The sequence below is a fragment of the Patescibacteria group bacterium genome (assembly GCA_041675205.1).
In the GTDB taxonomy this organism is placed as follows: domain Bacteria; phylum Patescibacteriota; class Patescibacteriia; order GWA2-46-9; family GWA2-46-9; genus JBAYUF01.
The window spans coordinates 58,026-82,112 of sequence record JBAYUF010000004.1 but is presented as its reverse complement, the minus strand read 5'-3'; the positions used below and the strand labels follow the sequence as shown (position 1 = coordinate 82,112).

Annotated in this window: 28 protein-coding genes; 22 read left to right on the top strand and 6 right to left on the bottom strand. The window is 48.5% G+C overall.

What is annotated here, in order from left to right:
• Window positions 1-14: 14 nt before the first annotated feature.
• On the top strand, window positions 15-218 hold the full coding sequence (locus WC052_03570; protein MFA7286709.1) for a hypothetical protein: 204 nt from the start codon (window positions 15-17) through the stop codon (window positions 216-218).
• 82 nt (window positions 219-300) lie between these two features.
• Here WC052_03570 and WC052_03565 read toward each other — a convergent pair whose 3' ends face one another.
• Window positions 301-1,452, bottom strand: a complete 1,152-nt coding sequence (locus WC052_03565; protein MFA7286708.1) for a hypothetical protein — start codon at window positions 1,450-1,452, stop codon at window positions 301-303.
• 130 nt (window positions 1,453-1,582) lie between these two features.
• Here WC052_03565 and WC052_03560 point away from each other — a divergent pair, with 130 nt between their 5' ends.
• Together WC052_03560 and WC052_03555 are read left to right on the top strand one after the other, a co-directional pair.
• Window positions 1,583-3,049 carry an ATP-binding cassette domain-containing protein gene (locus tag WC052_03560; protein ID MFA7286707.1) on the top strand — a complete coding sequence of 489 codons (1,467 nt, stop codon included), beginning with the start codon at window positions 1,583-1,585 and terminating at the stop codon, window positions 3,047-3,049.
• Between the two features lie 59 nt (window positions 3,050-3,108).
• Window positions 3,109-4,236, top strand: a complete 1,128-nt coding sequence (locus WC052_03555) for a hypothetical protein (GenBank protein ID MFA7286706.1) — start codon at window positions 3,109-3,111, stop codon at window positions 4,234-4,236.
• Window positions 4,237-4,268: 32 nt separating this feature from the next.
• Here WC052_03555 and WC052_03550 read toward each other — a convergent pair whose 3' ends face one another.
• A complete protein-coding gene (locus WC052_03550) occupies window positions 4,269-4,565 on the bottom strand; it encodes a hypothetical protein (protein MFA7286705.1) in 297 nt (98 codons plus the stop codon).
• 154 nt (window positions 4,566-4,719) lie between these two features.
• On the opposite strand from WC052_03550, the gene WC052_03545 reads away from it, so the two are divergent.
• The 5 genes from WC052_03545 to uppP all read left to right on the top strand — a co-directional run bounded on the left by WC052_03545 (window position 4,720) and on the right by uppP (window position 8,407).
• A complete protein-coding gene (locus WC052_03545; GenBank protein MFA7286704.1) occupies window positions 4,720-5,142 on the top strand; it encodes a CxxC-x17-CxxC domain-containing protein in 423 nt (140 codons plus the stop codon).
• Window positions 5,143-5,197: 55 nt separating this feature from the next.
• Window positions 5,198-5,743 carry a histidine phosphatase family protein gene (locus WC052_03540; protein MFA7286703.1) on the top strand — a complete coding sequence of 182 codons (546 nt, stop codon included), beginning with the start codon at window positions 5,198-5,200 and terminating at the stop codon, window positions 5,741-5,743.
• 349 nt (window positions 5,744-6,092) lie between these two features.
• Complete coding sequence (locus tag WC052_03535) at window positions 6,093-6,668, top strand: VTT domain-containing protein (GenBank protein MFA7286702.1); 576 nt, start codon at window positions 6,093-6,095, stop codon at window positions 6,666-6,668.
• Window positions 6,638-7,621, top strand: a complete 984-nt coding sequence (locus tag WC052_03530) for a glycosyltransferase family 2 protein (protein MFA7286701.1) — start codon at window positions 6,638-6,640, stop codon at window positions 7,619-7,621. Before WC052_03535 ends, WC052_03530 begins: the two co-directional genes overlap by 31 nt.
• Before the next feature lie 18 nt (window positions 7,622-7,639).
• Window positions 7,640-8,407, top strand: coding sequence for an undecaprenyl-diphosphatase UppP (uppP, locus tag WC052_03525; GenBank protein MFA7286700.1), 768 nt, complete (start codon window positions 7,640-7,642; stop codon window positions 8,405-8,407).
• 5 nt (window positions 8,408-8,412) lie between these two features.
• Here uppP and WC052_03520 read toward each other — a convergent pair whose 3' ends face one another.
• Window positions 8,413-10,257, bottom strand: a complete 1,845-nt coding sequence (locus tag WC052_03520; GenBank protein ID MFA7286699.1) for a heavy metal translocating P-type ATPase — start codon at window positions 10,255-10,257, stop codon at window positions 8,413-8,415.
• A 95-nt stretch (window positions 10,258-10,352) separates the two neighbouring features.
• On the opposite strand from WC052_03520, the gene WC052_03515 reads away from it, so the two are divergent.
• The 7 genes from WC052_03515 to WC052_03485 all read left to right on the top strand — a co-directional run bounded on the left by WC052_03515 (window position 10,353) and on the right by WC052_03485 (window position 14,654).
• Window positions 10,353-10,709: a Smr/MutS family protein gene (locus WC052_03515; GenBank protein MFA7286698.1), complete on the top strand. Its 357-nt coding sequence runs from the start codon at window positions 10,353-10,355 to the stop codon at window positions 10,707-10,709.
• A gap of 7 nt (window positions 10,710-10,716) precedes the next feature.
• Window positions 10,717-11,145, top strand: coding sequence for a Fur family transcriptional regulator (locus tag WC052_03510; GenBank protein ID MFA7286697.1), 429 nt, complete (start codon window positions 10,717-10,719; stop codon window positions 11,143-11,145).
• Entirely contained in the window at window positions 11,138-12,253 is a 1,116-nt protein-coding gene (locus tag WC052_03505; protein ID MFA7286696.1) for a YibE/F family protein, read from the top strand. Before WC052_03510 ends, WC052_03505 begins: the two co-directional genes overlap by 8 nt.
• 31 nt (window positions 12,254-12,284) lie before the next feature.
• Window positions 12,285-12,716 carry a DUF1003 domain-containing protein gene (locus tag WC052_03500; GenBank protein ID MFA7286695.1) on the top strand — a complete coding sequence of 144 codons (432 nt, stop codon included), beginning with the start codon at window positions 12,285-12,287 and terminating at the stop codon, window positions 12,714-12,716.
• A gap of 46 nt (window positions 12,717-12,762) precedes the next feature.
• Complete coding sequence (locus WC052_03495; GenBank protein ID MFA7286694.1) at window positions 12,763-13,323, top strand: RNA polymerase sigma factor; 561 nt, start codon at window positions 12,763-12,765, stop codon at window positions 13,321-13,323.
• Window positions 13,313-14,083, top strand: coding sequence for a hypothetical protein (locus WC052_03490; protein MFA7286693.1), 771 nt, complete (start codon window positions 13,313-13,315; stop codon window positions 14,081-14,083). Before WC052_03495 ends, WC052_03490 begins: the two co-directional genes overlap by 11 nt.
• A gap of 94 nt (window positions 14,084-14,177) precedes the next feature.
• The gene (locus tag WC052_03485; protein MFA7286692.1) at window positions 14,178-14,654 is read left to right on the top strand and encodes a hypothetical protein; all 477 of its coding nucleotides are present in this window, start codon (window positions 14,178-14,180) and stop codon (window positions 14,652-14,654) included.
• A 79-nt stretch (window positions 14,655-14,733) separates the two neighbouring features.
• Here WC052_03485 and WC052_03480 read toward each other — a convergent pair whose 3' ends face one another.
• On the bottom strand, window positions 14,734-15,765 hold the full coding sequence (locus WC052_03480) for a hypothetical protein (protein MFA7286691.1): 1,032 nt from the start codon (window positions 15,763-15,765) through the stop codon (window positions 14,734-14,736).
• A gap of 90 nt (window positions 15,766-15,855) precedes the next feature.
• On the opposite strand from WC052_03480, the gene WC052_03475 reads away from it, so the two are divergent.
• Together WC052_03475 and WC052_03470 are read left to right on the top strand one after the other, a co-directional pair.
• Window positions 15,856-16,608 carry a PD-(D/E)XK nuclease family protein gene (locus WC052_03475; protein MFA7286690.1) on the top strand — a complete coding sequence of 251 codons (753 nt, stop codon included), beginning with the start codon at window positions 15,856-15,858 and terminating at the stop codon, window positions 16,606-16,608.
• An 11-nt stretch (window positions 16,609-16,619) separates the two neighbouring features.
• Window positions 16,620-17,156 carry a hypothetical protein gene (locus WC052_03470; protein MFA7286689.1) on the top strand — a complete coding sequence of 179 codons (537 nt, stop codon included), beginning with the start codon at window positions 16,620-16,622 and terminating at the stop codon, window positions 17,154-17,156.
• Window positions 17,157-17,158: 2 nt separating this feature from the next.
• Here WC052_03470 and WC052_03465 read toward each other — a convergent pair whose 3' ends face one another.
• Complete coding sequence (locus tag WC052_03465) at window positions 17,159-18,463, bottom strand: DNA polymerase IV (protein MFA7286688.1); 1,305 nt, start codon at window positions 18,461-18,463, stop codon at window positions 17,159-17,161.
• Window positions 18,460-19,032 (bottom strand): S24 family peptidase, encoded by a 573-nt coding sequence (locus WC052_03460; GenBank protein ID MFA7286687.1) that lies wholly within the window; start codon window positions 19,030-19,032, stop codon window positions 18,460-18,462. Before WC052_03460 ends, WC052_03465 begins: the two co-directional genes overlap by 4 nt.
• Before the next feature lie 340 nt (window positions 19,033-19,372).
• Between WC052_03460 and WC052_03455 the strand changes: the two genes are divergently transcribed.
• From WC052_03455 to WC052_03435, 5 genes are all read left to right on the top strand, one after another.
• Window positions 19,373-19,534 (top strand): hypothetical protein, encoded by a 162-nt coding sequence (locus WC052_03455; protein MFA7286686.1) that lies wholly within the window; start codon window positions 19,373-19,375, stop codon window positions 19,532-19,534.
• Between the two features lie 143 nt (window positions 19,535-19,677).
• Window positions 19,678-21,471: a translational GTPase TypA gene (gene typA / locus WC052_03450; protein ID MFA7286685.1), complete on the top strand. Its 1,794-nt coding sequence runs from the start codon at window positions 19,678-19,680 to the stop codon at window positions 21,469-21,471.
• Between the two features lie 47 nt (window positions 21,472-21,518).
• Window positions 21,519-22,760: a DEAD/DEAH box helicase gene (locus tag WC052_03445; GenBank protein MFA7286684.1), complete on the top strand. Its 1,242-nt coding sequence runs from the start codon at window positions 21,519-21,521 to the stop codon at window positions 22,758-22,760.
• A 57-nt stretch (window positions 22,761-22,817) separates the two neighbouring features.
• Entirely contained in the window at window positions 22,818-23,108 is a 291-nt protein-coding gene (locus tag WC052_03440; GenBank protein ID MFA7286683.1) for a hypothetical protein, read from the top strand.
• A 138-nt stretch (window positions 23,109-23,246) separates the two neighbouring features.
• On the top strand, window positions 23,247-24,014 hold the full coding sequence (locus tag WC052_03435; GenBank protein MFA7286682.1) for an SIMPL domain-containing protein: 768 nt from the start codon (window positions 23,247-23,249) through the stop codon (window positions 24,012-24,014).
• The last annotated feature ends 73 nt before the right edge of the window (window positions 24,015-24,087 follow it).

Sequence of the window (24,087 nt, the reverse complement as noted above, 5' to 3'; positions counted from 1 at the left end):
CACAGAACAGAAATATGAAAGTTGACGACCTTAGAGAAGAAGTTCATTTACAAATAAACCTCATTGCCGAAAAAGAAATAACGAAGTTGATGAAAATGACCGTCCTGCTGTTAAAGAAACATGATGTTGATTTGTCCGAAGACCCAGAATTAAAAAAATTGCTAAGACCGATTAGTGAAGCAGAAATAGAGAAAATATTGGAAAAAGAAATTCTATAGCTAAGCTACCGTAGCGAAGTATTTTTTGGTCAAAAAATAAACCAGCCCGTAGTGGGCTGGTTTATTTACAGGTTATTTCTACTTAGCGTTCTTTTGCAATCAAGTGGTAGAGGTGGGAAGACACGCTACCAAGTGAGGCGATAAACAGTAGGAAACACAAAATCCAACCAACGAAAGGAATGGCACTAAGGAGCGCCAAGCAGATGACGCCGACCGTAATACTCTGCCAGGTTACTTCTACCTCCTTCGCCTTTTTGAATTGGCGGAAAATAATGGAGCCAAACGTAACGCCCGCGAGCACCTTTGCGATAATGAGAAGTGCTCCGAAAATGAGTGCCGCGGGTATGCCGACGAGCATGCCGATAATTGTTATCAAGCTCAGAATAATTGCAAATGGCGTTACTACCAGAACAATGGAGCCACGCAATGCGGCAGACCCGAAGCTATCCATAGCCGTTTTGGTAGTAGCCGTAAGCATTCGAGGTACAAAGGCAAAGAGGAGTAGTGCTGCCAGAAGAAGCATGAGCACTTTGGTAAGCCAAAGGACACCCAAGAAGGCAAACATGCCTTTGGCGAATGCTGGCCCGCCGTGCTTTGCTGGCCGCATAACCTGCGTGTAGTCGGTTGCGCCCTTAATGGTTGCGCCAGTGGCTACAGAGGCGGCCTTTGGTGCGTGATACGCAAGGTTGCCTTCGATTGTTGCGCCCGTACCAAGTTTGATTTCTTCAGCTCGAGCGAAGACGCTTCCAGCAACAGTGCCATTAAGAAGCAGCGCACCGCCGGCTGCTGAAACATCCCCCGTAACTGTGCCATCGATTATAAGTGCACCAGCACCGGCTAAAATATCACCAGCAATCGTTGCCGTTGAGAGAATGTGAACATTTCCACCGGCAATGACGAGGTCGCCGCCAATAGCGCCAGTAATTGTTATGTCGCCGCCAGCAATACGAAGGTCATCACCAACAGAGCCGAGGACTTTTATTGAACCACCACCAATGGTGAGGTCGTCTTTGATATTTCCGGTAATGACGATATTGCCACCACCAACAACTAAATCACCCGCAACATCACCGTTGATGCTGCTGTTTCCAGCACCAATGTAGAGATCTTCTTCGATCGTACTATTTTTCGGCAAGGTATATTCTTCGCCAGCCTTGAGCATTGCCGCGTGAGCCGAGAGGGGAGTCATGATAAGTACCGCTGTGCTGATGAAGAGCGAGAGCCTGTGCCTCATAGGATGTGTAAGGTTATCTTTTTAAAAACGTTTAGTAAGTATACAGCCATAGTTAAAATACACAAAAAAGCCTCGCATTTTCATTGTGTGCCATTGCCAAGACTAAAAAAATTCCTTAGTCTGTTCGGGCATGGCAAATAATGATGTAGTCCTTCGTTTCGACGAAGTGATTTTTAATTACGGCAAAACCAAGCCCATTCTTGATGAGGCTAGTTTTTCTGTGCGTCGTGGCTCGAAGGTTGCCCTCATGGGGCAAAACGGGGCAGGGAAGACCTCGTTGTTTTCGCTCATTTTAGGAGAGCGTGAGCTGCAATCCGGCCGTATTCACTTAACGCCCAAAGATGCCACAGTAGGCATTGCGAAGCAGGTCGTTGCCCCAGAACAGCTGGACCTTACTGTGCGAGATTTTTTCGCCGCCACCTTTCAAGAAGTACCTTACAACTTGGATAAACGAATTTCCGACGTACTTGATGCGGTGAACTTGAAGACAGACCTTACAAAAACAGTTCGTCAACATTCGGGTGGGCAACAAGCTAGACTTTTGCTTGCCTACGCCCTCATTCAAGACCCAGACGTTTTGCTGCTTGATGAACCAACGAACAACTTGGATCACGACGGTATCATGCATCTCACTGGATTCTTAATGATGTACGAGAAAACAGTCATCGTTATTTCCCACGACGCCGATTTCTTAAACGCCTTTACTGATGGCGTTATCTACCTGGATGTACATACGCATAAAATTGAACAGTACAACGGTAACTACACAGATGTGGTTGAAGAGATTAGTCGCCGCATTGAGCGCGAGGAAATGCAAAACGCTCAAGCTGCTCAACAGATAAAAAAGAAAATGGCGCAGGCAGAAGTATTCGCACACAAGGGTGGTAAGCTTCGCTCGGTTGCAAAGCGAATGCGTGAAAATGCGGAAGAAGCGGCGGAAGAAATGGTTGAAGTGCGTCGTGAGGATAAAACAATTCGTGACTTCACTATTCCCGTGCAAGAGTTTCCGTTCGATTTTAATGGCGCCATTCTTGATATTAAAAAGGTGGGCATCGTAAAAGCAGGGGAGCCAATCATGAAAGATATAGATTTAACACTCCGCCGTCGCTCACATCTTCTCTTGGCTGGCCCAAATGGCATTGGAAAAACAACATTGCTTAGACAAATTGCATCCGGGGAAGCGAAAGGTGTAACCATAGGGGCTGGCGTTCGTGTTGGCTACTATGCTCAAGATTTTTCAATGCTGAATTTTGACGAGACGGGCTTTGATAGTTTGGCGAAGGTTATGGAGAAGCAAGACGAACACGCACTTCGCTCCATGGCAGCTGGTTTTTTGTTGGATGGTAAGGTGCTCGGAAACGACATTCGTTCGATGTCTGAAGGTCAAAAGGGATTGCTTGCCTTAGCGCGACTAGTGCTCATGCGCCCGGGTCTCATCATACTAGACGAACCAACGAACCATATTAATTTTCGACATTTGCCGGTGATAGCGAACGCACTCGATAGTTATGAGGGTGCGATGGTGTTGGTGAGCCACATCCCAGACTTTGTGGCCAAGATTCGCATTGATCACACCATAGATCTCGGGTTGCTCTAGATTATTTCGTCACCCGCCAGGATTGTTGACCTGGCAAAGAGTGTGGTACCACTAACATTATGAAGTGGTTCACGCACGCCATCGTTCGCACTACTGCGCCGCATAAACTTATTGGTGCTCTATATCGCACCATTCTTCGGCCGGTTCTTTTCAAGTTTGACGCTAGTCGGGTACATCGAGGAGCAGTCGCCGTAGGTGAGTATTTGGAGAATCGACGGGCAATCGTTCAATTTTTTTGTGGACGAACAGTGCGGAAGCCCAAAACTGTTTTGGGTATTAGCTTTGCAAACCCCGTTGGGTTAGCGGCCGGTTTTGATTACAACGGTCATCTGGCGAAGGTGCTGCCGGCAGTTGGTTTTGGTTTTACCACCGTTGGCACGGTAACCGCTCGGCCATCCTCGGGTAATCCAGGAAAACAATTAGTGCGGCTACCGAAATCGCAAGCTATATTAGTAAACAAAGGTTTCAAATCTGACGGTGCAATTGCTGTTGCGGCTCGTCTCGACAAAAAGCAGTTAGAAAAACAGACACTTGGCATAAGTATTGGTAGCTCAAATGTTTCCGCTGTTAATACTGTTCCTAAGGCAATCGATGATTACTTAGAGACTTTTTCATTATTTCAGGCGAAACCATACGTTAGTTTTTTTGAACTTAATGTCAGTTGTCCTAACACGGCACTCACTGAAACTTTCTCAGAGCCTGAGAATTTTATCGCACTGGTACGTGCCGTTACAACGCTCGGAATTCGGCAGCCACTATTTGTAAAGATGCCAAGTGAAATCACCGTGCCTAACGCCGAGGTGCTTGTACGCATTGCTTTACAGTACGGTATACGAGGATTTATTTTTTCAAACTTAGTAAAAAATAGACACAGTGCTGCGTTCGACGCAGTAGAAATTGCGGCGTTGGCTGGTCAGCCAGGCAACTTTAGTGGTCGGCCAACCGCTTTGCAGTCGCACGCATTGGTGGCTCACATGCGGCAGGTGTTTGGTAGTGAGGTGGCGCTAGTGAGTTGTGGTGGAATATTTTCTTCAGCTGACGCACAGGCGCGCTTTGCCAGCGGCGCGGACCTTGTGCAACTTATCACCGGAATGATTTACGAGGGTCCACAGCTCATAAACGAAATAGTTGAAAAAATCGATGGCGGGCTACCCAACGTTCAAGGCCGTTGCCTAGAAGTTGGATAGCCCGCCAGCAGTCGCTCCCGGCGTTCGTTCGGCTAGACGCCGAGCATCCGCCGGAACTTGGCGAAGGGGATGATTTCCCCGGTCTTGCCGTCGGTGTTCGGCTCTACGGCGAAGAGTAGGGATGCGTTGGTCCACCCTTTCTTGTCGCGAGTGGCCAGTCTGCCACTGATGAGCTCCCTTAGGTGCTCTACGCGATGCACATGAGCACCCGTAACACCGTCAAGGAGATGCACCCAGGCTTCAGGTGCACCAGGTTTAGCCAGGGCCACGACACCGTCATAGCCAACCGGCCCACTGATAAAAATGTAACCGTCTTGAAGCTGGCTCAATGTATAACCTCTCGGTCGTATTCTGTTTCCAGGCCGTTGCCGTAGGTAAACAGTGCGCAGATTCTATAAGTAATCATTTGAAATAGCAAGCTACTTACCTTGCCAATTTACCTTATTTAGCATAGGCTCAAGCCAATTAGCTAACACTGCATTTATGATAAAAAAAACGTACGATAGGAATTCTCGCGACAAGCGCAGCACCAGCAGCAAGTTCAATAATGACAAACCTTGGAAAAAGAGTGGGCCGAGTAGAGACGATGTCCGAACAGAGCTGCATACTGCCACGTGCGTTAAGTGCGGCAAAGAGTGCATGGTTCCTTTTAAGCCAAATGGTAAAAAGCCAGTATTTTGCTCGATTTGCTATAAACGGGAAGGCGTTGCAGATGCTCCTGCCTATGGCTCAACAGGAGCGAGTACCGCTCGTCGATTTGACGGTGAGATTCGCCCTGACAAAGAATCTTCCTTAAACGAACAGCTTCGAACGTTGAATAGCAAGCTCGACATGATTTTGAAAGTTTTAGGATCAGGCTCTCGTGGTGAAGAACGACCAGCTCGAGCAGCGTATAAGAAACGATAAAGCCACTTCACAGATATAAACAAGCGTTGTTGCGGAAGTCTGTTGAACACGTAGAATGGTTACACTTATTTTTGAGTCACACGCAACGTCCTTAGACAATGAAGCTGGAATAGCCTCGGGGGATTTTGATGTTGCACTGTCGACGGTGGGTGAGTCGCAAGCGAAAGCACTTGGTGAGCGATATCGGAATCAAGAATTTGCCGCTGTTTTTTGTTCTGATTTGCAGCGTTCATACAGAACGGGCGAGTTGGCGTTTGCCGGTCGCCCATTCCCTGTTCTAAAAGATAAGCGACTGCGGGAATGTGACTATGGTGATTTCACAAGACGGGCAAGTAGTGAAGTAGAGCGTTGTCGAGGGAATTACATTGAAGAACCATTTCCAGGTGGTCAGAGCTACCAGCAAACAACGGAACTTATGAAAAGTTTTTTGACCGATGTTCTCAGCCAGTATAATGGCAAAACAGTACTTGTCATTGGTTCCCGAGCCACGCAGTACGGTCTCGAAAATGTAATAAACGATGTGCCACTACGAAAGACTGTGACGGCGGCATGGCAGTGGCAGCCAGGGTGGACCTACAAACTGGACGCTATAAAAAATTGAGGCGGGTCGGTTCCAGTTGGTAACCGCCCGCCGTATGTTGGCTTGTCGGCCTTGCTGGCCGAATGAAGTGGTAGGGTAGACGGGATCTAGTCCTCGTCGTCCTCTTCGACTTCGGTGTCGGTTGCGGTGTCCGGTTCCGGATCGAGGTTCTCTTCGAAGTCCGGATCCTTGCCTTCACAGCTGCGTGCGCGACGTGCTCCTTGCATGGCGTTTCTCCTGCTGGAATTCTACGTGCCGAGTAGTACGTAGTACCCACAATAGTAGACCCTGCAAAGGAAAAAACAAGGCTCAATAGTTCTAGAAGTTGTGTAGTGTCTGCATTCGGTCGATTCAAGGTATACTAGAAGCAATGATTAGCCCTGCAGTTATCCAATTTATCATTGCTCATCACGTTTTTGGCATTTTTTTAGGCAGTGTTTTCTTTGGTGAAAGTGTTATTCTTACGGCTGCATTTTTGTCGGGACAGGGGTTATGGTCTCCGGTCGTGGTGTGGTGGGTCGCGTTACTCGGAACGGTATTCTCAGATAGCGTTTGGTTTTTATTTGGTCGTCAGGCAACGACTTTTGTCTTCCGTCGCTATCAAAAAAAATACGAAACGGTACTGGCGACTATTGAAGAGCGATTCGGCACCAAACCATTTTTGGCGTTACTATTTATTAAATTTCTCTACGGAACCCGTATTCTGACATTACTATATCTCGCTACCCGGCGACTTCGGTTCAGTACGTTTCTTTTTTTTGATACTGCCGGCGCCATACTGTGGCTAACGGTCATGGTGCTACTGGGCTGGTTGGCTGGTCGCGGTTCTGTGAACCTTATTTCGTATTTTGGTCATGTTGAAGTAGCGTTACTCGTATTAGTGCTCGTCTTTTTCACGTATCAGCCCATCACGGTATGGCTATCGAATCGTCTTCTCAAAAAGTAACCGCCATTGTTGCCGCATTCAACGAAGCTGCACGAATAGCCACCGTGCTCGATGTTTTGACGACGTATACTGGATTTTCTGAAGTCATTGTGGTTGATGACGGTTCCACCGATAATCTGTCGGAGATTGTTGCCCGTTACCCAGTTCGATTGGTTCGTCTTCAAAAAAATCATGGTAAAGCTCAAGCCCTTGCTGCTGGCGTTAAGGTTGCCACGGGCGAACTCCTCTTTTTTACCGATGCCGATATCGTCGGCTTAACTCACTCAGCGATTGATAAGATTCTTGAGCCCGTATTGTACGGAGAGGTGGCAATGTGCGTGGGTATGCGACATCGAACGGTTTACTATTTGCGGTACGTATTAGCGTTCACGGCGCTTTTGGGTGGAGAACGTGCATTAACTAAAGCGCTATGGAAGTTATTGCCTGATTATTACAAAGTTCGTTTTCGGGTAGAAACTGGTCTTAATTTTTATGCGCAGCATTACAGTAAGGGTTTGAGCTTTGTCATGCTTCCTGGCGTTACACAGGTAGTAAAAGAAAAAAAATTTGGCTTCACGATTGGATTAAAACGTCGTATTGCCATGATTGGTGATATCTTGTCAGCGCAGTTAAGATTACAATTATTTGCCATGCCGACGAGTGCCCGTGGTCGACAAGTAGTATTTTTCTCGATGCTGTCGACTGTCGCGGGGATATTCGTTGGCTATATTTTTTTGGTGGCTGCCAATCGTGGCCCTCAACTTGCTGTACAGTTATTATTTTCTGATGAGCTACAAGAAGATCCATCAGCCCCGTTTCTGTGGTGGTTGGTTCATGTTTTAAGCAGAGTCAGTGCTGGAGTATTGGCAAGCGTGGGAAGTGTGCTGGTTGTTTTGAACACAATAGTTTTTCTGTTGAATCTTCGTTACTTTGTCACTCTAATTTCGTGGCGCTGGAAGCAGGTACAGCGTTAAATTGATAGTGTGGCACACATGACCTATTTTGACGCCATCATTCTCGGTATCGTTGAAGGGCTAACGGAGTTCTTGCCTGTTTCTTCAACGGCGCATCTTATTTTGACAAGTCAGGTGCTCGGAATTACGGCGGATGATTTTTTGAAAAGTTTTGAAATTATTATTCAGCTCGGTGCCATACTGGCTGTTGTGACCCTTTATTGGCGCAGTTTTTTGCAATGGCAAGTGCTTATGCGCTTAGCTGTAGCGTTTGTGCCAACCGGACTCGTTGGAATACTGCTCTATCCGTTTTTGAAACAATATGTACTTGCCAATACCACGGTTGTGCTCTGGGCACTGTTTCTTGGCGGTGTCGTTATACTTGTATTTGAAAAATGGCGCGGTCAGTCGAGTATAACGACGACTGCTGAAATTTCTGAACTTTCTTACCACACCTGTTTTTTAATCGGCTGTTTTCAGTCAGTTGCAATTATCCCAGGGGTGTCGCGTTCCGGCGCGACCATTATTGGTGGACTACTTTTGGGGCTTCGACGTCAAACAATTGTGGCGTTTTCTTTTTTGTTAGCAGTGCCAACAATTGCAGCGGCAAGTATGCTGGATATCGTAAAGAATTATGAACTGTTTACTCGGGCGAATGTGGACCTTCTGGTGGTGGGATTTGTAACGGCATTTATCGTTGCGCTACTCAGCATTCGTTGGTTACTTCACTATGTGGCAAAAAATGATTTTACTGTGTTTGGGTACTACCGCATTGGCTTGGCGGCATTGTACGCCTTTTGGCGATAGTGAACTTACGTAATTGTTTCAAGGTGTAGTCGAAGTGCGTTGGCAATAACAATAACGTCAACGACTTCTTGCAGTACCGCACCGAGTACTGGTGGAATGTAACCGAACGCCGCAAAAACCATAAGCCCGATACTTAGACCCATGCCAACGCCGATACTTTGTTTCGCGAGTTGACTCGAACGCTGGGCAATGTGGATAGCATCGTGAATGTTGGCAATGCCGGCACCAGTGATAATAATGTCACCTGTTTCGGATGCTGCTGTTGCTCCACCGTGGGCGATGGCAATGCCAACGGAGGCAGCGGCGAGAGCTGGTGCGTCGTTAATGCCGTCACCAACCATGGCCATGGGGCCGTGCTCGGTCTGTAGTTTTTTAACCCACAGTACTTTGTCTTCCGGAAGTAGTTCCGCGTGGTATTCCTCAATGCCGACCGCTGCGGAAATTTTTTCAGCCACAGCGATTTTGTCTCCCGTTAGCATGACAATTTTTTGTAACGAGTGACTACGTATTTTTTGGAATAAATCATGCACATCAGGTTGAATGACATCAGCGAACAGGATATATCCGAGTATGGCAGTTTCACTGGCCACACAAACGACTGACAAACCTTCCTCACGAGCCGTTGCTTCGATTGCGGCGAGTGTTGTGGGAATTGCTAGCTTTTGCTTATGTATGTGTTGCAGGGAGCCAACGACGTAGCGCGTTCCTTTGATCGTGCCGACAGTGCCGTGACTAATAACTTCGGAAAAAGCCTCAGGGTATACAAGCTGAAGCTTTTTACTTTGTGCCTCAGCTACGATAGCTCGAGCAAAAACATGCGTGGAAAGTTGATCCACTGAGGCGGCAATGCTGAGGACGTCATCTTCGGTATGTGCGTCAAAAGCAACAATACGGACAGCCGTTGGTTTCCCAACCGTGAGGGTGCCGGTTTTGTCAAAAATAAGGCCTCGAGCGCCAGCTAACCGTTCAAGTGCCGAGCCGCTTTTCATAATAACGCCTCGGCTGGCAGCCTTACTGATGCCAGAAATCATTGCTATGGGTGCTGCAAGTATAAGCGGGCAAGGCGAGGCAACAACAAGCACAGCGAGCATGCGGGTTGGGTCACCAGAAACAAACCACGCCAGGCCGGCAAGTAAAAAGGTTGCAATGGTGAATTGACCAGCGTACTTGTCCGCCAGGCGAACAATGGGGGAGCGTTCTTCCTGGGCATTGCGTACGAGGCGAACAATTGTTTGATAACGGCTGGCTGCACTTGTGCTAGTGGCTCGGGCAGTAAAGGGCTGATCGGTGGTAATCGAGCCACTGTATACAATTGAACCTGGGGATTTACTGACGGGTAAACTTTCACCGGTGATAGCAGATTCATCTATTGTGATGTCGCCCTGGATAACCACACAGTCAATTGGCACGATTTCGCTTGGTTTAATTATGAGGGTGTCTCCAATAACGACTGCTTCTATGGGTATGTCTTCAATTTGTCCATTCGTTTGTTGTCGGTGCGCTGTGCGTGGTGTGTTTTCGAGTAGCTTCGTAAGCTCGGCCGTGGCACGACCTTGGGCGTAGGAATCTAGGGCTTCACCCGTGGTGAGCATGAGGAGAATCGCAACGCCAGCCAGATACTGGCCCATGATAAGTGCTGTCAAAATGGCGGCAAGCGCAATAAAATCCGCACCCATTTGGCCTCGTAGCGCTGAGCGAATAATTCGATAGCCCGTCGGGAGGCTGCCAACAATGAGCGTGACGAATAGCACGGTAGTAGCAAGATTACTACCCACGAAGTAGAGCACAGCAGCCAGCGTGGCACTAAGGACTATACTGGCAAGTAACAGGTAGTTTATTCGATTATTCATATGATAAGTTTAGCATGCTGGGTGGCAAGAAACAGGCGTTACATAAGTTATGCCTGTTTTTTACGGTTTATGAATAGTACGTTATGCTTACGCTTATGCCAAAATCATGGAAATTGAAAATGCGCGAAGGTGCTGGTTCACCTAGCGAAGTTGCCCCACCAGTTTCGGATATCCGTGGCACCATATTGGCGGCAGCAGGGGTGAATCCAGAAACCCCACAGCTAGATTTACACGGGAAGAATGTGGCTGAAGCGCTTCGTGAGTTGGATGATTTTTTGGATCAAGCGGTGTACCAGAGTCAGCGCACAGGTAAGATAATTTTTGGTATCGGCACTGGCGCCTTACGAAAAGTTGTTGCGATGTGGTTAGCAGAGAAGAAAGCTGAAGGCGAAATTCTGGAGTATCGTTTTTCTGACCGTAACGTCAGCGCAACGTTCCTGCTACTTGAGTAGCAACGGTATGAAAAAAATTACAGTCACTTCAAGGAATATCTTAAAATCAAAAGGTCTACGGGTAACTGCTTCACGCGTTGCTATTTTAGACACATTACTACACGCGCCTGGGCCGCTTAGTATCCGCGGTGTTCTTGCTGGGCTTACGGCGACGACTGATCAAGCGACCGTGTACAGAACACTTGAATCGCTTGAGAACTGCGGCGCTGTGCGGCAAGTCAATTTGCGTCATGGCCATGCGCACTATGAAGTTGCTTCAGACGACCATCATCACGTAGTGTGTCGAAACTGCGGAGCAGTAGAGAATTTTCAAGAGTGTGGTATTGCTGCTGTACGTCGAAAAGTATTGAAACAAACAAAATCTTTCGCTCGTATTGACGAACACGCCTTAGAATTTTTTGGACTTTGCATGCGCTGCTCTAAGAAACATGCGTAGTCGAACTATTGCTCTCCTCAGCATCATTGTTTGGTCGCTGCCGATAATTGCTGCCGCAGAAACAGAAGCGCCGGTTATTTACAATACCTATGTTCGCGGCGAGGTGATTGAAGTACTACGCACCGGGAGCGATGAAACAGAAAATGGCGCATCAACCTATCAAGATGTACGTGTTCGAGTTCTTGGTGGCCTTGATGCTGGTGAAATTTTTGATATCCGTCATGGCGGTGATTACCTCGTTCGAGAGGGTGAGTTTGCAGTTGCTGGTGAAACAGTCGTTCTGATTCGGTCGGAAGATGATGAGTCGTTAGAGCGTTATTACATAGCCGAACGCTATCGATTGCCGCGGGTTGGCGCTCTGTTCGGACTATTCTTTTTATTGGTCGCAGTAGTAGGAAGACGTCAGGGGATAGGTGCGATAGTGGGCCTTGGCATTAGTATTGCGGTAATTGCTTTCGCAATTGTGCCACTCATTCTTCATGGGTACAGCCCGCTGTGGGTGTGCGTCTTGGGTGCCGCCGTGATTGCGGTTATTTCAATTTTTGTTGCCCATGGCCATACGCAACGTACATGGCTGGCGTTGACCAGCACCTTACTCACCTTGCTTGGTACCGTTGCGGTGGCTGGGCTGGCAGTGCTGTTTGCAAAACTTTCCGGTGCTGCTTCAGAAGAGGCGTACTACATTCAGGTTGGGCAGTTTGAGAATCTTGATTTACGTGGTTTACTTTTTGGTGCCATCATTATTGGTACCTTAGGCGTACTCGATGACGTTACAACGAGTCAGGTAGCGGCTATCGAGGAAATCCACAAAGCGAATGGTTCACTTTCGGTAACCGAACTTTATCACCGTGGTATGTCGGTGGGTCGAGAGCATATTGCAGCGCTCGTGAATACACTGGCCCTGGCCTATGCCGGCGCATCGTTCCCTTTGTTTTTGCTCGTGGCCGCCTTTCCTACTCAGCCACTTTGGGTAACGTTAAACAGCCAAATAATTATAGAAGAAGTCATTCGTACGCTGGTTGGTTCTTCCGCACTTGTTTTGGCAGTGCCGTTAAGTAGCTTGCTGGCGGCAATTGTTTTTGGTCGAGAGAAGCCTGCGGCAGTGTAAGGTAGCTTGAGAGTCATGCTATACTTTCACTATGTCATATATCTCAAACCAAATAAAAACCTGGCACGAACGTCATAACGAAGAGCGAACGGTAGGTCAACGCTTGGCTGATGCGGTGGCAGCATATATGGGCTCCTGGCACTTCATTATTTTGCAAAGTGTTCTTGTCTTCGTGTGGATTGTTCTTAATTTGGTCGCCTACACGTTACGGTGGGACCCGTACCCTTTCATATTGCTGAACTTACTATTTTCTACGCAGGCGGCGTATGCGGCACCGATAATTATGATGTCGCAGAATCGTCAAGGTGAACGGGATCGTGTTCAAGCTTTGGACGATTACGAAACAAACAAGCGTGCAAAAGAAGAAATTGAAGAGTTGCAACAGGCATTAGCACGAATTGAAGATGAAAAACTGAAAGAAATTATTTCGCTGCTACACGCTCTAAAAGGAAAACAGTCGTAGGGGTAGGTGAAAGAAATCGGACAGAAAAGGGTAGTATAAGGTAGCTATGGTAGAGTCTGACGAGGAAATAGCCGCGTCTGTACAGCGGGGCGATGTGAGTGCATTTGCTGCGCTTGTTGAACGGTATGAGGGAAAGATGCTGCGGTATGCCCGTCGGTTTCTTTCGACGCGAGAAGACGCTGAGGATAAGGTGCAAGATGTTTTTTTGAAAGCGTACGTCAATTTAAATAGTTTTAATGCGAAGCGTCGTTTTTCTCCATGGCTGTACCGGATAGCACATAACGAATTTGTGAACGCCATAAAAAAGTCTGGCCACGACGCGTTGCCTTTCTTTGATCCTGACGTACTTTTTCCGCACCCAATTGCCGCAGAACGAACAGATAAGAATATTTTAGAACGGGAACTTCGTGATGCCTTCGACGAGCTTATTCAATTGCTTGACGTTAAGTACCGTGAGCCGCTCATTTTTTATTACTTTGAAGATATGAGCTACCAAGAGATAGCGGATATTTTAGAGATTCCCATCGCCACTGTTGGTGTCCGATTACTTCGGGCAAAAGAGGCACTTCGTCAGCTTTATGAAAAACGACATCCCTATGGAAGATAAAAAAACCACACCATCCTTGACCGACCTAGGGAAAGCCGTGCTTGAGCGCATCCATAACAAGGATGTTAGTATGCGGCCGCGTTGGCATTTTTTAATACGAGGCATCCTTTTTGTGACCATGGTGCTCTTCGGATTTGCCGTTGTCATCTTTGTCGGGAGTCTAGCCATGTTCATTATGCGGATGAACGGAACTTTTTTCATGCCAGCATTTGGAGCTCCCGGGTTTGGCATCCTTTTCTGGTCATTCCCATGGCTTGTAGCGGGATTTGCAGGTCTGGTCTTACTCGCTTTGGTGTACCTTGTTAAGCATTTTCAATTCGCATATCGTCAACCGCTCGTATACTCTGCAGTCGTGCTGTTCATCCTGTTTCTCGTGGGGAGTTTTCTATTCGATCGTGTTCGCTTACACCGCACGTTTGCTGATCAAGCGCTGCGCCGGCATGTGCCTTTCGCAGAACCTTTCTACCGATCACTCGACACACGGGAAACGCCACGGGTGAATGTGGGTACGGTTGCGGAATGGACGGATGATGGTTTTACTATGACGCTTCGTAATGGTGACGATGTACGCGTCGTCGTCACACGACAGACACGCCTGCCAAGTGGTTTAGATCTCAAGATGGGTGATGTCGTTATTGTTTTAGGTAATCACAATAATGGCATAATCATGGCCGATGGTTTACGGCCGGTTGATGGCGAACAATTTAGGGGCAGGATGATGCGGCCAGGCGCACCAATGATGATCCCGCTGGTACCGTAGTAAGAGCTGGTAACGTAAGAAGTCCAGCGTGTCGTTGTAGTAGTTATAGGCATCGGTCGACAGATGCCATTCTTATACAGCTAAACTTATTTACATGAAAAAGAAGTACCTTGTTTACGCGTTCGCACCGGTTATCGGCTTAAGTTTGTTCGGCGCATCAGCTGTTTCTGCGCGCGGCATGTTTGGCAGTGGATTTTCTTTTGCTGAGCCAAGCTTGTCTGCAGACGAAGTAAGTAGTCGTCAGCAGCAGCATTTTGATGCAGCGGCAAAGTTGCTGGGCGTTTCTGCCGATGTCGTAAAAGATGCGTGGGCTGACGGGAAGTCAATTGCGGATATCGCTACTGCACAAGGGCTTACCGATGCACAGTTGAAAGAACGCATTCAAGCCGCGCAGCAAGAAACAGTAAAGCAGCATTTGGCAACGCTCGTTTCAAAGGGTGTTATTACGCAGGCACAAAGCGACAAACGTTTGGCTGCGCTTGAGAAGCAGGTGACAGAGCGTAAGGGAAAGACGACGGGTCGGCAGCATGGTCGTATGATGGGTGGTATGGGTGGCGGTTTAGGCTGGTAGTTACCCTAGTACCCCAAAAGGGAACCGGGCGCTTCGCAGGTTTGCGAAGCGCCCGGTTTGTTTCAGTACCCCCTTTTTTCTATCGGTATGCCTCAATGAGGCGTTTCACCGAACCATTTCGTACGGCGTTGTTCAGTGTGATCGTCACCTCTCGAACACTCGCTGCATTTGGTGCGCTGCCCGGTCGACCAGTGGCCGCAAGTAAGAACGCCGCATTTTCGATAACCCATCGAGCCGCAGGGTTTTCAACGTCACCTTGGACGAGTCTGTCGAGGACAGCTGCACTCACTGTTTCTGACGTGGAAAAGTACTGAGTGAGCAGCGTTGCCGGACGGTACAATTCGTTCCGCCCAATACCAATCACGTAGGTCATGCCGTCTGAAGAGAGTTCATCGAGCCAGCTACCGTGCTCGCCTGTGCCGCTATATACAACCCCAGACAAACCAAGCTGCTGCATGGCGTGCGCTACTGGCATCAGGAACTTCTCGTCAAAAACCCCAATCGCCGCCATTGTTTCTTCGCCGTAGATAGGGTGAAGCAACGGACCAACGAGGTTCAGAACAGTAGGCCCCTGGACTTGCTGGCGGGCTGCGCGCAATTTTCCGAGCAAGGGGATGACCGTTCTGGCATGAATAATGGCCAAACCAGTTGTTGGTAGAGTACTCGTTGCGCGTGCGACGTTCAGTGAGCTTCCAGGAATACCGAGTGCTATTTCCCAGAAGTCGGTACTGCCCGCCGTGCGTTGTCCGGAATTACCGAACTTCACTATCTGCCAGCCGCTATCCACGCTGGCCGCCACAAGTGTTGCTAAACTCGTGGTGTTCAGTCTGCGTGATTTACCTGCGCCGCCGGTTCCACCAAGCTGTAGTACCCGACCGGGCACCACCACTGGCTCCGTTTTTAGTAGCCAGAAGGCTTCGATGATGTGCTCGTGTGCCACAGCAGTGTTGTGCCGTAGCCAGGCGAAGTGCTCGCTGAGAAATCGAGCGATCAAAGGCACATCGTCGCATTTGAAGAGTGCCTTTAGGCAGGTTGTGAAAGAGAAGTCATTCGGCAGCCGGTCGGCAACAAGCCAGTCGATTGCCGCATTCAATACGTCCTTGTCGTTCATGGCGAGTTCCTCCTGAAATTGTCGAAAGAGGACAAAATCTTATAGCGAATCGAGTAGAGCGTCAAACGCGCGCCGTGCTATACTTTCGGTATGAGCAAATACTATAATCCCACTCGAACACGGAATATTTTTGACCCGGCAAGCCCTCGACCATTCAAAATTAGTCGTTCAAAAATAGATTTATTTATCGAATGTCCCCGTTGCTTTTATCTTGACCGCCGGTTAGGTGTTGGCCGGCCACCGGGTTTTCCTTTCAACCTTAACACTGCGGTCGACACACTTCTTAAAAAAGAATTCGATATTCATCGAGTCAATGGCACGCAACATCCGCTTATTGAAAAATATGGCGTTGATGCTCGGCCTGTGGCGCATGAGCAATTGAATGATTGGCGAGAAAATTTTAAAGGCATTGAATACTTACACGAGACAACGAACCTCATCATCACCGGCGCCATTGACGACCTCTGGCAAAATTCCGCCGGTGAATACATTGTCGTTGATTACAAAGCCACCAGCAAAGGTGAAAGCATCACCAGCCTGAACCAGGACTGGCATATTGGTTATAAGCGTCAGATGGAGATTTATCAGTGGCTTCTCAGACAGAACGGACATAAGGTTTCTTCGACCGGTTATTTCGTGTACTGCAATGGGCTAACTGATCGGAAAGCGTTTGACGGTAAGATTGAATTTGAGGTCACGCTTATTCCCTATACGGGGGATGACGCATGGATTCAAAATACTATCTTTGCGCTTCGACGTTGTATGGATGGCTCAGTCGTGCCGCTGCCCGGGAAAGATTGCGATTATTGTAGTTACGTTGGTGCCGTGCGGCAATTAACCTAAATAAAAAACGTATGGATATTCATCCAATCGTTGTTCATTTTCCAATCGCGCTACTCACCGTGTATGTCGGGTTGGAATTTTTACGGTTCCGAATTGTGCTCGCTCTGCCATGGTGGCGATATGCCAAGGCACTTTTTCTCCTACCAGGGACTATCGGTGCCGGAGTGGCATTGTTAACCGGTGATATTGCCGGTGAGTCATTCGGCGCGGGTGGGGATTTTCTGCGCATTCTTGAGCTTCACGAACTAGCGGCGCAGACAACCACTATCATTTTCAGTGTGCTTGCTGTTTGCTACGTCCTTGTTGTTGCTACAGAGTTTGGGCTACTCGAACGCCTGAGTGGTCGAGTAGCAAAAGGACTACCGTCATTCGTATTTAACCTAGCGCGTATCGCAGAGCGTGTCGTTTCGAGTTGGTTAGCGCCAGTTACTGCGATGGCAGGGCTTATGGCAGTTACCTTAACGGGTGGTCTTGGTGGGTTATTGGTATATGGTCCAGACCTTGATCCAATAACGAAATTACTCTACAGACTTATTGTTGGTGGTTAGAGTTATCGTAGCTCGTGCAGGAGTAGGGGAATAGCCAAATGTTTTCTGGTGGTTTCACCTCGCAGCCGTGTTCGTTTTCGTTCTGGCAGCTCGCTTCTCTGGGAGTTGTGGGCAGGTTCTCTATGAGCCATTTCACTGCCAGCTAAGTGAACAGTGTGTTTGCCATACTTCTCAGCTAATTCATCAACGGCTTCGTACACGTTGTGCAATCGTTCAAGGGTCACGGGTGGCTCAAAGAGTGCTCGCTGCACGTCTGCACTTAGAACCATGTCGGTCAGGACGATGCCCGTGGCACGGTAGTCGGTACCTGGTATAAAGATGCGGTCAAACAAATCATGAAGCACTCGCGCCAGGTCTTGTGGGTAGGCGGTGGCACGCGTTAATGAGGCTTCAGCTGCGCTTGTTCGAAAATCATTTTGCTTGAGGAAGATAATGATTTTCTTGCTTGCCAGGTCGTACCGGCGCGTTTTTATGCACGCATTCTCTACATTTTTTAAAAGCTGTGCATAGACAAGCTCTCGACAGCGAGATGCAGTAAATGTTTTTGTTTTACTGATACTGGCATAGGTATTTTTTATTGCCGTTACCACGGGGAGTACTGATTCGCCCTGTAGTTCATGCCACAGTTCAACCAGCGGCTTCGTGAAGCGGCGGGTTACGAGTGCGAGTGGTTGGCTGGCAAAATCAAGGGCTGTTTCTATGTGCAGCGTATGGCAATAGGCGGCAGTGCGTGGCCCGACGCCCCAAAGTTTTCCTACTGGTGTTGCTGCGAGGTAGCCGATTCTCTCCCCCGGGGAAATAACGGTAAGGCTGTTTGGTTTTTTATGTTTTGAACCAAGCTTCGCCAACACTTTCGACGGCCCCATGCCAACGGAAACGGTTATGCCAAGCTCTCGATGAATAGCCGTTTGCATGGCTTGCGCAATTTGAATGTACGATAAACCGAGGGGGCGAGCGAGGCCAGTAATGTCTGCAAACCCCTCATCAATGCCGTATTCTTCAATGGTGGAAGTATAGCGGCGCATGATGGCAAACATTCGTTCCGAGAAAAGTGAATAGGTTTCGTAATCTGACGGCACAATAATAGCCTCAGGGCAAATTTTTTTTACATCCCATAACGCTACACCTCGCTGTATACCTAAGGCCTTCGCTTCGTAGCTGGCGGCAGCCACAATGCCACGTTCTTTACCCGTGATAACAGGTTTGCCACGATACTCTGGGTGCATGGCTTGCTCACAGCTGGCAAAAAAAGCATCCCCATCAAGGTGGATAATGACCCGTTTCCAGTGCGTGCCTTCTGGGTTCATAGCGTTTTGTAGCGACGAATAACAACGGTAACAACACCAGCGATAGTTAATGTTTCTTTGGGGCGAAGTGTTGGGTAGCGCCGGTTCCCTGACCGCAGAGCAACGACACCGTTTTTCCGTTCGAAATATTTCATAGTCCAGGCACTGTCTACTTCAGCCACCACAATGTCGCCGTTCTTAGGAGTACGTCCACGTTCTAAAATGACGTAGTCACCGGTTAGAATGCCAGCGTCTTGCATTGAATCTCCGGAGACGCGCAGCATAAAGCTTGATTCCCGTTGTTCAATCAACCAGTCGTCAAGAGAGATAGTGTCGACGTTCTCTTCTTCTGCTGGAGAAGGAAACCCAGCTTGGATGTCACCCAGCAGTCGAATGGGTAGGAGTGCTTTACCGGGGAGCAGTCGACCAGTTCGGTCACGCTTTACGACACCGTGCTCCAGCCAACGTTCCACCCAGTAGGTGGCGGCGTTTTTAGAACGAAAACCTAAAAGCGTTGTGAGCTCACCATAGCTTGGCATGCGATCGCGCGTGCGATAGAACTGCGCTAACTTTTCTACATGCGTTGTCATGGATAATAGTTTACTGTACGAACGTATAGTAACGCAAGTTCATGATGTGTCTTTTCTTACTCGTCTAAGAAAAGTCACCAAAAGAATGACGCCCTCGGCCCGAGTTGTGGGTACGGTTCACTGCGACTGATTGCTCGCCGTAAACTCGTCCTCGCTGGTGCTCGGACTTAAACAGTGCGGCTCGAAGGCTACCAACCAGTCTTCGCTTCCGTACGCCTACCTCGAGCCTATGGGGTATGAAATAAAAACCCATAGCGAAGGTAGCAAGGCGTTGTACCTTGTTGACCAACTTTGGTTTGAGGTCTAGGTTTGTATTGTTGAGGAGAAAGGAGTAGGGCAGATGAAACCAGAAGAAACACAAGAGCCTGAGTCCTGGTACACAACCGTGCAGTGGTACGTCACATTACCCGTCCTCGTGATGAGGAATGTGAGTAACTCGTACTGGAATTTCGTTGTACTGTACTCAGCGATTGGTTTTGGCCTTGGGAGGCGGCTTCAGTAGTCCAATCGCAGTCGTGACGTGACCCTTTTCTCGAGGCGGGCAGCTTTTAGCTGACCCGCCTCATCCCAAAGCTAGGCTTGCTTTTTTAGTCGAAAGCGGGTAGAGTATGCAAGCGCCGCAACGTTAGCCGCGTTATTTTTTTTATGGGTACAGTACGAAACATTGCCATTATTGCTCACGTTGACCACGGTAAATCCACCATGGTTGATGCTTTCTTGAAGCAATCCGGCACAAATCTTGGAAAATTTGCTACTGAAGATCTCATCATGGATACCAATGAGCTTGAGCGAGAGCGTGGCATCACCATTTTTGCCAAAAACGCTTCCGTTATTTTTGATGGCACAAAAATTAATATTATTGATACCCCTGGGCACGCTGATTTCGGTGGTGAGGTAGAGCGCGTGCTTAATATGGCGGATGGGTCGCTTTTACTCGTTGATGCACAGGAAGGGCCAATGCCGCAGACTCGTTTTGTTCTGAAAAAGGCCTTGGACGCCGGGCATAAAATTATTGTTGTCATTAATAAGATTGATAAACCGAGTGCTCGTATTGCCTACGTCCTTGACCGTGTCATTGAGCTTTTTATGGAGTTTAATGCTAATGACGAGCAGCTTAATTTTCCTATCATCTACGCTTCAGGCAAACTTGGGTTAGCGGGTGTTACGCCGGAGCTCGATACTATGAAGAACGTTACGCCTCTTTTTGAGGCAATCGTGAAACACATTCCGGTGCCGCATGTTAATCCGGATGGTGAGCTGCAGCTGATGGTTGTTGCCACTGTGTACGATAATTATTTGGGTCGATTAGGGCTTGGCCGTATTGAGCGGGGGAGCATTGAAAACGGCGCAACGATTGCGCACTTACCATTTGACGGCAGCCCTATGAAGCGTCAGAAATTGAGCGCCCTGATGACCTTTCAAGGCCTTGCCCGCACTCAAGTTGAGCGGGTTGAATCTGGTGATATTGCTGTCTTGGCTGGCATAGACAACGTGCACATTGGCGACACTATCGCGAGCACCGCAGCGCCAGAAGCGTTGCCACCAATCAACATTGAAAAGCCGACGGTTCGTATGACCTTTGGGGTGAATACGTCTCCTTTTGCGGGTAAAGAGGGGAAGCTTGGCACCTCGCGTAACATTGATGAGCGCCTCAAGAAAGAGCTGGAAAATGACGTTGCTTTAGAAGTGGAGCGGGGAGGTTCAGCCGAGGAATTTGTGGTAAGTGGCCGCGGTGAGCTCCATTTGGCCATTCTCATTGAAAAAATGCGTCGCGAAGGGTTTGAGCTGCAGGTATCCCGACCTGAGGTGATTATGAAAGACATCGATGGCGTACTATCTGAGCCTATGGAAGACGTCTGGGTGGACGTGGCTGATGCGTACTCGGGTATGGTCATTAAAGAGATGACGCAGCGGAAAGGTGAGCTTAAAAATATGCACGTTGAAAACGAGACGGCGCATTTCCATTTCTTCGCGCCAACACGAGGGCTCATTGGTTTCCGTCACAAGTTTATTATCGAGACCAAAGGCACGGGTATAATGAACTCACTCGTGGCTGGATACCATCCAAAAATTCAAGGATTAGAAGCAGCGCCGCATGGTTCACTGATTGCGCACGAGACGGGCATTTGTACCCCCTATGCATTGCTCCACGCCCAAGACCGCGGTGAGTATTTTGTGGGGGCAGGTGAAACAGTATATGAAGGCCAGGTTGTAGGGGAGAACGCCAAAGCCGAGGATATCGTCATTAACGTTTGTAAGGCGAAGCAATTGTCAAACTTTCGAGCAAATAAAGATTTAACGACGAGCGATTTAGCCCCAAAGCGTGAACAGAATATTGAACTAGCACTTGAGTACATTGGCGACGACGAACTCGTTGAAGTAACGCCAACCAGTATTCGTTTACGTAAGCGAATACTGCGGAATGCCCTTCGAAAGTAACGCAGTGATTGACACAAGCGATAAACTGTGGTAGACCTAGGCTCTTCATGCCAGACGATACATTTTACGGCTTAGGTATTGCTCCACGTCTTCTCGAGGCTCTCGATAAGGCGAAGTTCATTAAACCAACGCCGATTCAAAAACAATCCATTCCCATTGCTATTCAAGGGAAGGATATTGTTGGTATTGCCCAAACGGGTACTGGTAAGACATTAGCGTTTGGTATTCCACTTTTGCAACGAATTGCAACGAGCGGCGGTCGTGGCCTGGTGGTGCTTCCGACACGTGAACTGGCACTGCAAGTTGAAGAGGTGCTTATGAAAATAGGCCGCCAATTCAATTTGCGCACTGCTGTTCTTATTGGTGGCGCTTCAATGGATCGGCAAATTAGGAGCCTGCGTGCCCGACCACACCTCATTGTGGCAACGCCCGGTCGACTCATTGACCACCTTGAGCAACGCATTTTAACACTGGATGACGTTCGGGTAGTGGTGTTAGACGAAGCAGACCGGATGCTCGACATGGGTTTTGCGCCGCAGCTCAAACAAATTATGAATCGCGTTCCAAAGGGTGGGCAAACAATGCTCTTTTCGGCAACTATGCCCCCGGAAATTATGAAATTGGCCACGGTCTACCTGCAGCTTCCGATTCGCGTTGAAGTCGCGCCGCCGGGAACGGCTGCCTCTCAAGTAACCCACGAATTATTCGTGGTGCCACAGCGGGATAAAATTAGATTACTCGAACGACTGCTCGGTGAATACCGTGGGACAGTGTTGGTGTTTTCACGCACGAAGCACGGTGCAAAAAAAATTGCGCTGGACATCCGCAAAGCCAAAGTGAACTCAGCGGAAATTCACTCTAATCGCACCCTGGCCCAACGTCGTGAAGCGCTTGATGGTTTTAAATCTGGAAAGTATCGAGTACTTGTCGCGACCGATATTGCGGCGCGCGGTATCGACGTTACTGGCATTGAGTTGGTGCTTAACTTTGACTTGCCAGATAATCCAGATGATTACGTGCACCGCATTGGTCGTACCGGACGAGCGGGTAAGGGTGGCCATGCTATTTCGTTCGCGGCTCCCGGACAAGGGGATACGGTGCGGCAAATTGAACGGTTAATTCGTCGCGTGTTACCTATTTCTCGGCTGCCTGAATTACCTCCAGCGCGGGCTGAATCGCGAAGCGAGTATACGGAGCGTTCTGATAGTCGTCGCAATAATTTTCCACCGCGTCGCAGTTCTGGCCATTCGTCGCGGCCACAACGCGGCGGCTATCGCCGAGACCGGTAGTTGTAGTTCCTGTACGCTCGGCGTACACTGTGAATATTATTCACACTACGAAAAAGTATGAAAAAGAAAAAAATGCCACCGGTAGTGAAGCAATTACAAGCGAAGGTTGCAAAACATTTAAATAACAAGACAGTCAACAGTTTGAACGACAAAGTTGCCATGCTGGCAAGTGACCTTATGGGCGTGACCGCAGACGTAAAAACTTTGGCAAAACGTGGTAAGGCACATTACGAAGCACTGGACGCTAACACGAAGCGGAATGCAAAAATTGCTCTTGGTGCTTTGGCGGCGCTATTAACAATCAAGGCTGTTTCTTCTGCGAAAGGCAAGAAAAAAGGAAAGAAGTAAACGGAGCACTGTATTGAAATACCGCTCTCAAAAGGAGCGGTATTTCTTTTTTACAAAAACTATAGAATTGTCTTTCGAGAAAGAACTGCTCTATACTAGAAATAGTAGCGATAATTATGTCGCACCAATTTTCAAACTATGGACATCTCAACAATACGCGCCGGAGGCAACGGTAGCCGTCTGGTGCTTTTGGGGCTTGGCATTGTGGCTCTCACCGCCGTTGTGCTTGTCGCTATTTTACGCGACAGAATAGTTAATTACCCGCAGTGGCAGATTTCAGTTACTGGTCGCGCCACTGTTCCCTATGAATCAGACGAGGCCAAGGTAACGCTTGGCGTGAATGTTGATACAGAAACAGAAGCGGCCAAAGCGTTGACCGAATTAAACACTCGCATCAGTAAAGTATTGGCTGCCATTGAGAAAGCTGGTGTGCTCAAGGAAGATATCGCCACACAGAGTTACACGTTGCAGGCCCGCTATGAGTATGTAAACGGTCAAAATCGACCAGTCGGTTATACCGCGAATCAGCTCATTACCATTACCATAAAGCAAGCCAAAGACGACACGAACCGAACTTCAGGCATCATTGCCGCGGCAACAGCGGCCGGTGCGAATCAGGTCTTTGGTATTTCTTTCTCGCCATCAAACCTTGAAGAGCTGCGACAGCAGGCTCGGCTGGCTGCCATTGCAGATGCTAAGACGAAAGCGGGTGCCATTGCCAGCGGCCTTGGTGTCCGGCTGCGAGATGTGGTGGGTTGGTGGGAGAATCCAATTTCTGTTCCTGGGCCGACGCCGTACTACGGTGAGGGCTTAGGCGCAGGTGGTGGGGGAGGTGGTTCTCCAATTGTGCCAGCTGGGGTGAATGAAATCGTTGTTGAAGTAAATTTGAACTACCGCTTAAAGTAAAGTAAAAGACCCAAAAGAAACGTCCTGTGCCATTGGCGCCGGGCGTTTCTTTCGCAATGTTTCAATGTACTAG